Source organism: uncultured Oceanicoccus sp., assembly GCF_963968385.1.
Classification (GTDB): domain Bacteria; phylum Pseudomonadota; class Gammaproteobacteria; order Pseudomonadales; family Dasaniaceae; genus Oceanicoccus.
In genome coordinates this window covers 19964-28826 of sequence record NZ_CAXAHB010000017.1, presented here as the reverse complement: position 1 = coordinate 28826, position 8863 = coordinate 19964, and the positions used below count along the sequence as shown (strand labels likewise).

General features: G+C 47.2%; 8 protein-coding genes. 3 read left to right on the top strand and 5 right to left on the bottom strand.

What is annotated here, in order from left to right:
* Nucleotides 1-184 precede the first annotated feature (184 nt).
* Nucleotides 185-1147, top strand: coding sequence for a DUF1722 domain-containing protein (locus AACP44_RS03310; protein ID WP_339338984.1), 963 nt, complete (start codon nucleotides 185-187; stop codon nucleotides 1145-1147).
* Between the two features lie 349 nt (nucleotides 1148-1496).
* Nucleotides 1497-1910, top strand: a complete 414-nt coding sequence (locus AACP44_RS03305; RefSeq protein WP_339338982.1) for a CBS domain-containing protein — start codon at nucleotides 1497-1499, stop codon at nucleotides 1908-1910.
* A gap of 53 nt (nucleotides 1911-1963) precedes the next feature.
* Here the strand turns inward: AACP44_RS03305 and rep are convergent, their stop codons facing one another.
* Nucleotides 1964-3976: a DNA helicase Rep gene (gene rep / locus AACP44_RS03300; RefSeq protein ID WP_339338980.1), complete on the bottom strand. Its 2013-nt coding sequence runs from the start codon at nucleotides 3974-3976 to the stop codon at nucleotides 1964-1966.
* Between the two features lie 334 nt (nucleotides 3977-4310).
* Here rep and AACP44_RS03295 point away from each other — a divergent pair, with 334 nt between their 5' ends.
* Nucleotides 4311-6017 carry an EAL domain-containing protein gene (locus AACP44_RS03295; protein WP_339338978.1) on the top strand — a complete coding sequence of 569 codons (1707 nt, stop codon included), beginning with the start codon at nucleotides 4311-4313 and terminating at the stop codon, nucleotides 6015-6017.
* Between the two features lie 27 nt (nucleotides 6018-6044).
* Here the strand turns inward: AACP44_RS03295 and AACP44_RS03290 are convergent, their stop codons facing one another.
* From AACP44_RS03290 to AACP44_RS03275, 4 genes are read right to left on the bottom strand one after another with little or no spacing between them, the layout of a single operon-like run.
* Nucleotides 6045-6443 carry an acyl-CoA thioesterase gene (locus AACP44_RS03290; RefSeq protein WP_339338976.1) on the bottom strand — a complete coding sequence of 133 codons (399 nt, stop codon included), beginning with the start codon at nucleotides 6441-6443 and terminating at the stop codon, nucleotides 6045-6047.
* Between the two features lie 20 nt (nucleotides 6444-6463).
* Nucleotides 6464-6862 (bottom strand): acyl-CoA thioesterase, encoded by a 399-nt coding sequence (locus tag AACP44_RS03285; protein WP_339338974.1) that lies wholly within the window; start codon nucleotides 6860-6862, stop codon nucleotides 6464-6466.
* Nucleotides 6863-6920: 58 nt separating this feature from the next.
* A complete protein-coding gene (locus tag AACP44_RS03280) occupies nucleotides 6921-8285 on the bottom strand; it encodes a TRAP transporter large permease subunit (protein WP_339338972.1) in 1365 nt (454 codons plus the stop codon).
* On the bottom strand, nucleotides 8278-8790 hold the full coding sequence (locus AACP44_RS03275; RefSeq protein ID WP_339338970.1) for a TRAP transporter small permease subunit: 513 nt from the start codon (nucleotides 8788-8790) through the stop codon (nucleotides 8278-8280). Before AACP44_RS03275 ends, AACP44_RS03280 begins: the two co-directional genes overlap by 8 nt.
* Nucleotides 8791-8863: the final 73 nt, after the last annotated feature.

The following is an 8863-nucleotide window of genomic DNA, read 5'->3' as shown; positions in this document are numbered from 1 at the left end:
CTCAGCGTTTCAGAGCTGCAGGACGATTTGCAGGAACAATTGCTCGATCACTATTTGGGTAGCCGGCACAGTGATTTTGCCTGCTGGCTATTGTCACATAAAGCCGGTGAGATGGTGATAGAAATAAAACCGGAAAAGATATCCACTTGGGATTACACAGAAAAAATGTAGGGGATAACAACCAATGGCTAATAGGAATAATAACAAACCCCAAGTCGGTATCGGCGCCTGTTTAGTCGGCCATGCCGTTCGTTACAGTGGCGATGCTAAAAAGGCCAGCCATGTTTTGAGAAAGCTTTCTGAAACGATGGAGATGGTTGCCTTGTGTCCAGAAGTTGCCATTGGTTTGCCGGTGCCTCGCGAGCCGATCAGAATTGTTGAAAACGCTGAGGGCATTCACGTTAAAGACAGTGAGTCTCAAACCATTGATTATACTCAACCGTTAAAAGATTTTGCCGATAAGGTGACAACAGAACATCAGGATTTTGCCGGTTATATTTTTGTCAAAGGTTCTCCCAGTTGTGGTTACGAGCGAGTTAAGCGCTATAACGATGCAGGCAATGCATTGGCTAATACAGGCGTCGGTGTTTACGCGCAACAGATGATGGACAACGACCCGCTGTTACCGGTGGAAGAAAATGGACGTTTACACGACCCTATCCTGCGAGAAAATTTTGTCCGCAGAGTCTATGCCTATCATGAATGGAAACAATTAAAACAGTCAGTCGAGGTTGTTACCCTACACCACTTAACGCAATTTTATGCTCGGTATAAATATTTGGTTATGGCCCATAATATGACCAACTATAAAACCATCGGCCGGTTATTATCCAAGCCCGATAATCAAAACCCGCAGCGACAAGCGGATCAATTTATCGAGCTATTAATGAGTGCGCTTAAATGTTCGGCTACCCGCAAAGGTTATAGCAATGCACTATCGCACATTAAGGGCTACCTAAAACGCAGTATCAGCAGTACCGAAAAGGTATCGATTGATGAAGTGATTGATCAGTATCGCACCGGCGATTTACCTTTAATTGTGCCGGTAAAATTATTAAATCATTATTTTAATATTTACCCCAATCAATATATTGGCCAGCAAACTTTGTTGATAGACAGCATTATTCCGGCAAGGGCGGGATTTTAACTTGGCTAAACAACGTTAGTTTTCCCATTGCCTCAAGCTGAGGTAATGCCCCGAGCCGTATCCACATAATCCCACCGCATTTCGCTATCGGTAAATCCGCGGCAAAGAGCTGCGGCCTATTCTTGCCAAATACATCCTGACAACCTGCTTCCATTAAACCGGCGTTATAGGGACAGCGCCTCTATCAAATAGGCTGGTGGCTTGGTAGATAATAAATTGCGTACATATTCATCCGATAAGCACGTTAAAATTCACAGTTTTATTGTCCTTATAAATTAGAACAAGAATTAATTTACAGCTATGATAAATAATAAACGCTGTCTGTTATCCGCTGTGGAAGGAGTTTTGTATGCTTGGCTCTGTTGATATCAAAGATCATATGCTGAAAAGCCCAGTGGTCATCTCCCCCGATGCGCTGCTTTCCGAGGCGGTCAGCAGTATATTGCGCCATAAAATTTCGGGGCTTTGTGTGGTTGATAATAATAAAAAATTACTGGGGGTGCTGTCAGAACTGGATTGTCTTAAAGGCTTTATAGCGGCGACCTATAATAGCGGCAACATGGGTAAGGTGGCGGACTATATGACCACAGATGTGGATGTGGTTGATGTGCGTGAAAATATTATTAATGTTGCCAACGATATGATGAGCAAAAACCAGCGCCGCCGGCCGGTGATACAGGATGGCCAATTAATCGGACAAATTTCCTGTCGACAGTTATTGTACGCAGTGGGAGAGTTTTCCAGTAATGCCAGTTATGCTTAATATTTTTGTTAGATTTGTATTAGTGTCGCCAACTACTAAAGCCGCTATCTGATTTAAAGGCTATCAAACAGGCCTTTTAGACCAGACAAGGTATCCTCGGCCTTTTGTTGATTCAGTTCGACATCTTTTTCTTCCCCTTCCCAAACCAAATCGTCGTAAGGCAGCTCATCCAAAAATCGGCTGGGGGCGCAATCGATTAACTCGCCAAACTGTTTACGCTTGCTGCAGTAGGTAAGGGCGAGGGTTTGTTTGGCCCGCGTAATACCGACATAGCAAAGCCTGCGCTCTTCTTCGATATTGCCTTGCTCGACACTGACGCGGTGGGGCAGAATATCCTCTTCCATCCCAACCACATAGACATGGGGAAATTCCAAGCCTTTGGAGGCATGCAGGGTCATTAACTGCACCTGATCGGTGGCCTCATTTTCTTCTTCCTGACGATCAAGCATATCCCGCAGGACTAATTTGGCCACTGCCGATTGCATATCATTGTCGTCATCGTCCGCTGTTTCGATGGTGGATTGCAGCGAATCGATCAGAGTAAAGACATTGGCCATTCGTCGCTCGGCCACCGCGCTGCTGGAACTGTTTTGATGCAGCCAGGCCTCATAATCAATATCGCTAACCATCTCCCGAATCGCCGAGATGCCCTCGCCGCTGTCACAGCGCTGGCCGACCCGAGACAGCCATGCGGTAAATTGTCGTAGCCGTTGTAGACCGGCCTCGGGCAGTGACTGCTCAAGCCCTATTTCATCACAGGCGGCAAACAGGCTAATGTCGCGCTCGGTTGCGTAGCTACCCAACCTTTCCAGCGTGGATGCTCCGATTTTTCGGCGCGGCACATTGATAATCCGCAGAAAAGCATTGTCATCGTCGCGGTTAATCAATAGCCGCAAATAAGCCATGATGTCTTTGATTTCATTGCGCGCAAAAAATGAAGTGCCGCCACTGATTTTGTAAGGTATTTGATGGTGTTGAAATTTAAGCTCTAACAAACGCGCTTGATGGTTGCCGCGATAAAGCACCGCAAAGTCCGAATACTGGCCACTGCCACGAACTCGGCGATCGAGAATTTCGGTGACCACCCGCTCGCATTCGACTTCTTCATTGCGGCATCGAATCACCCGAATAGGGTCACCGTAACCGAGCTCACTCCACAGAGCTTTTTCAAACACGTGAGGGTTGTGATCAATAACTTGGTTGGCGGCTTTTAGGATTCTAGCGGTGGATCGATAGTTCTGTTCCAGCTTGACCAATTTCAGGTTGGGATAGTCATCCTGAAGCTGGGCAAGATTCTCCGGGCGAGCGCCTCGCCAAGCGTAAATCGACTGATCGTCATCCCCAACAACCGTTAGCTTGCCCCTATTTCCTATGAGCTGCTGGACTAGTAAGTACTGACTAACATTGGTGTCCTGATACTCATCCACCAGCAGATAGTGGATGCGGCGCTGCCATCGTTGCAGAATATCGGGGAACTGCTGAAAGATGTGTACCGGTAGCAAAATCAGGTCATCAAAGTCCAGCGCGTTATAAGCTTTAAGCGCCCGTTGGTAGCGCAAATAGGCTTGCGCGCAGAGCATATCCAATGGCTCATCGGCTTGCGCAATCGCCTGTTCCGGACTGATCACATCGTTTTTCCAGTTGGAAATACGGTGCTGAATGGTCTCAGCCTGATCGTTATCCTCGCCGTGGTTTTGAATCAGTAAGTCTTTAATCAGTGCCTGCGCATCCTGCTGATCAAATATCGAAAAGCCGCTTTTATAGTCAAGGCACTGGTATTCCTTGCGGATAATCCTTAGACCGAGATTATGGAAGGTAGAAACGATTAAGCCGCGCGCGGCCGATTTTGATACCAACGGCGTGACTCGCTCCTTCATTTCCCGCGCCGCCTTATTGGTAAAGGTGAGCGCGGCGATATTGCTACCTTTAATACCGCATTGTTCAATCAGATAGGCAATTTTGCGGGTAATCACACTGGTTTTGCCGCTGCCGGCGCCAGCAAGCACCAAAAGCGGACCGTCGATATAGCGAACAGCTTCCAGCTGACGGGGATTCAAATTACTCAAAGGCACTGCTCATCAGCTAAAAACGGTTCTGGGGGCAACAAAGGGCGAGCATTGTAGCAGTGGATTTCTGTCAGTAGGAGGCTTAGATCAGTTATATAGCTAATTCACCGAAAAAATCTTCTGTAAATACTAGAAGTTTTATTAAATAAGGCCTATAACTAGTTGATATTAAAATAAATATAACGGCTTTGCACAGAAAATAACCGTTAAATTATAAGCGCAACCCTGAGGTTTGCGCTTAACAATAAACAAAAACAGCAATAATCGCTTGAACTATCAGGCAATAGTTGGGGCTGGCCTCGATGTAGGTCACCGCTTAGTTATAGGTATTTGAATGCAAGAGTCAGTGGCGCGAATACTGCTTTTAGGCAGTAACCCCGTCGAATATCGTCGATTTGAAGCGATGCTAAGCGCTAACCGGCAAAGTGCCTTTCAGCTGTTGTGGTGTGAACAGCTAAAAAACGGCAGCGCTGAAATAGCCTCGGGCCACTACGATGTCGTGCTGTTGGACTGCCAGCATCAGCCTGAGGCGGCGCTGTCCTTGCTCCAGCAAACGGCAAAACAAGAGCACCAGCCAGCCATTATTGCCCTGATTGCAGAAACTGATAGCACTGCTTCGCAGCAAGTGCTGCAATATGGTGCTACGGATTACCTGTTTCTGGATAATCTTGATAATCATGTTTTGCAGCGTTGTATCGGTTACGCCATCGACAAAAAACAGGCTGAGAAAAAAATTAATCAGCTCAATCTCTACGACCCTTTAACGGGCATTCCCAATCGCCTGTTATTCCGTCAGACCCTGGAGCGGGCGATTGAGTTAGCCAAGACCCAACAAACATCGCTAGCGTTGTTATTGATTAACCTCGACGGCTTTAAAAAGATTAACCAAAGTTATGGCAGTGAAGCCGGCGACCGTTTAGTGGCAACAATGGCTGAGCGTTTGGCCCGCTGTGTGCGCAAAAACGATGGCATTGCCCGAATTGGCGGTGATGAATTTACGGTGATGCTAGAAGATTGTCACAGCAATGATGATATTGCCTTAGTCGCCAAAAAAGTGATTGATGTTGTCTCTGCGCCGTTTACCGCTGCAGGCCAGCCAGTGATTGTTAGTTGTAGTATTGGTATCGCTATTTATCCGGAGGCCGGCGATACCGTTGATGGCTTGCTTAAGCGCGCCAATATGGCAATGTTAGAAGCTAAGACGCAGCGCGGCAGTCAGTATAATTTTTACAGCGAGGCAACTAACGCCGACGCTATGTACCGGATAAATCTAGAGTCCGATCTCCGTCGCGCGCTGCGAAGCAATGAGCTTGAAATGCATTACCAGCCCCGCGTTGCCATTGGCAGCGGCGCTACTGTTGGTATGGAAGCACTGATTCGCTGGCGTCATCCAAACCGTGGATTGATATCGCCTGAAGAATTTATTCCTGTGGCAGAAGACTGTGGCTTAATCGTGCCTATTGGTTATTGGGCGATTCAGCAGGCTTGTAGCGATATGCGCTGCTTTGATCAAAGCGGCCACAATAATTTAGATATAGCGATCAACTTGTCGTTTAAGCAACTGCAAGACCCTATGTTTGTCGATACCGCTACGCGCATTATTGAGCAAAGCGGTATCGATGCCAGTCGATTGGAATTTGAGTTAACCGAAACCGCCATTATGTCAAACTACCAACAAACTTATGAGGGGATGATGGCCTTGAGCAAACTTGGTATTAGCTTTTCTCTGGATGATTTTGGCACCGGCTTTTCATCCTTTGCCCATATCCAGCGCTTACCGATTTCTGCATTAAAAATTGATCGCAGCTTTGTCAGCAACGTAGCCAAAAATAATGACGATGGCATTATTGTCAAAGCGATGATCAATCTTGCCCATAGTCTGCGTTTACAGGTGATTGCTGAAGGGGTAGAAACCTTGGAGCAGTTTCAGTTTCTTTGGCAGAATCGCTGTGATCAGGTGCAGGGATTTTATTTTAGTCCGGCCGTTAATGCGGCGGACTTTAATCAAATGGTTGATCAAAGAGCGACCATGGCCGTTTAATAATTCTTCGTTGGCTTTTGCGCCGAGTTATTTCTCTATTGGTCGGGTGCGGCCATTATCATCAATCGCCACAAATACAAATTGACCCTCAGTCACTTTTACCGGCTCAAAATTCTGTTTTTGATTGATCCATACTTGCACAGTAATCGACACAGAGCTGCAACCGATTCTGGTGACTTGCGTGTAACAACTCACTATGGCGCCAATATGCACCGGGGTTAAAAACAGCATATTGTTAATCGCAACGGTAGCCACTCGTCCTTTTGCCACGCCAGTAGCGGCAATACTCGCCGCCAAATCCATTTGTGAAACCACCCAGCCAGCAAAAATATCGCCATACGGGTTAGTATGTGCCGGCATGGCAAGCGTTTGGATAGCGAGGCTACCCTCCGGACAGGGCTGGTCTGTTAGCGGTGTTAAGCTCATTATTATCTCGGCTGTGGAATTTATGTAACGGCGCGAGTTTTACCTGAGTCATCGATCGCTACAAAGACAAACTCGCCATCAGTAACCTTGGTCGGCTGCTGAGTTGTTTTATGTTGAACCCAAACCTCAACATTGACCTTGACTGAGCTGCGGCCTACCTCTTTTATATCTGCATAGCAGCTAACAACCGCGCCAACATGGACTGGAGTTAAAAACACCATGCCGTTAATCGCTACCGTTGCAATTCGTCCGCGGGCAACTTTTAACGCCGCAATAGCACCGGCCAAATCCATTTGCGATACTAGCCAGCCACCAAAAATATCGCCGCTGGCATTAGTGTCTGCAGGCATGGCAACGGTTTGCAGGGCAAGATCGCCAGTTGGCACAGGGGCGTCGTCGTTTAAATCATTGTTACTCATGAAAAACCTTAAAAAATTGATATTGATATAGCTGAATAGGGTTATTGTTGCTCTATTATTATTTCAATAGCTCAGCAAGACCGGTAACCAAAGATGGCCAGAGTGCAATCATGCCTAGGACTAGCAGTTGAATCAATACAAAAGGCATGACTCCGCGATAAATATCTGCAGTTTTCACCGAGTTTGGTGCCACGCCGCGCAAATAAAATAATGCGAAGCCAAAAGGCGGTGTTAGAAAAGAAGTTTGCAGATTGATTGCAATCATAATCCCAAGCCAAACGGGGTCCAGACCCATGGCCAATAAAATAGGCCCGACAATCGGCACCACCACAAAGGTGATTTCAATAAAGTCGAGAATAAAGCCCAGCAGGAAAATCACTAGCATCACTATCGCCGTAGCGCCGATGACGCCGCCGGGCATTTGCTGAAAGAAATGATGAATGACTTCTTCGCCGCCAAAGCCGCGGAACACTAGAGAGAACACCGCCGCGCCAATTAAAATCATAAAAACCATACAGGTTTTTTCAAGAGTCGAACGGCCAACTTCCGCTAAGCGCTGTTTGTTTAACTCGCCTTTTAACGCTGCGAGTAAGGTAGCACCCAAAGCGCCAACTCCAGCCGCCTCTGTGGGGGTGGCCGCGCCTACCAAAATAGAACCCAGTACCGCCACAATTAATAACACCGGTGGGATTAGGCCACTCAATAAATCAGCCATTAACGGCCGCTGCTGGTCATCGGTAGCGGGGACCCGCTCTGGCCGCAGTTTTACCAAGATCAAAAGATAAGCGATATACAAGGTGACTAATAACAAGCCTGGTATCAGAGCGCCGATAAATAGATCACCCACCGAAACGGTTTTGGGATTAAAGACGCCCATATTTAATTGTGCCTGTTGATAGGCAGAAGACAGAATATCGCCCAATAACACCAATGCGATAGATGGCGGAATAATTTGCCCTAATGTGCCAGTGGCGCAAATCACGCCAGTGGCTAGTTTGGGATCGTAACCACGGTTTAACATAGAAGGCAGTGACATCAAGCCCATGGTCACCACCGTGGCGCCAACAATGCCGGTACTGGCGGCAAGCAACATGCCGACTAAGACGACAGAGATCGCCAGCCCTCCTTGTACGCGACCAAACAGTGCCGCCATATTGTTCAGTAGCTGTTCGGCTATGCGAGATTTTTCCAGCATGACGCCCATCATCACAAACAGCGGAACGGCAATCAGTGTGGTGTTTTGAATGGTGCCAAATAACCGGTTGGGTATAGCCGTTAGAAAAGAGGCATCAAAATGGCCGGTGATAATGCCCGCTCCGGCAAAAAGCAATGCGGTGCCGGCTAAACTAAAGGCTACTGGGTAGCCCAGCATCAAGACCAGACAAACCGCGATAAACATAAATAGCGGGATCAGCTCAATCATCGGCCGTTTCCATCAATATTAATGCGCTGCGTAGAATTTCTGCCAATGCCTGTAGCCCAAGATTGATAGCCATAAGAGGAATTAAGGTTTTTAACAGAAACACAGCGGGAATGCCGCCGGGCTCGGTGGAGACTTCACCAATCTGCCAAGACTGCACAACAAAGTCCCAGCTGATAAAAAAAATATAACAGCACAGCGGCAACAGAAAAATAATACCGCCCAGACTATTTACCCAGGCTTTAGCTCTGGGAGAAAAGTTGCGATATAAAATATCGACCCGCACATGGCCATCCTGTTTTAGGGTATAAGCAGCGCCCAACATAAAAATGCTAGCATGCAGATAAGTGACCCCTTCTTGTAAACCAATAAGACCGATGCCAAAGCCATAGCGCAGTACCACCACCAGACACAGCATTAACATCATCAGCAAGCTCAACCAAGCGAGCATGCGACCGGTCAGTTCAGAGAGCCGATCAATCAAGCGATAAATAACGGTTATTGGCATAGCGCTTAAGAGGATAGTGTTAGGGTAGCTCCATTATAGCTGAGCTAGTGGATAGGCGCACGATTACTGGCCA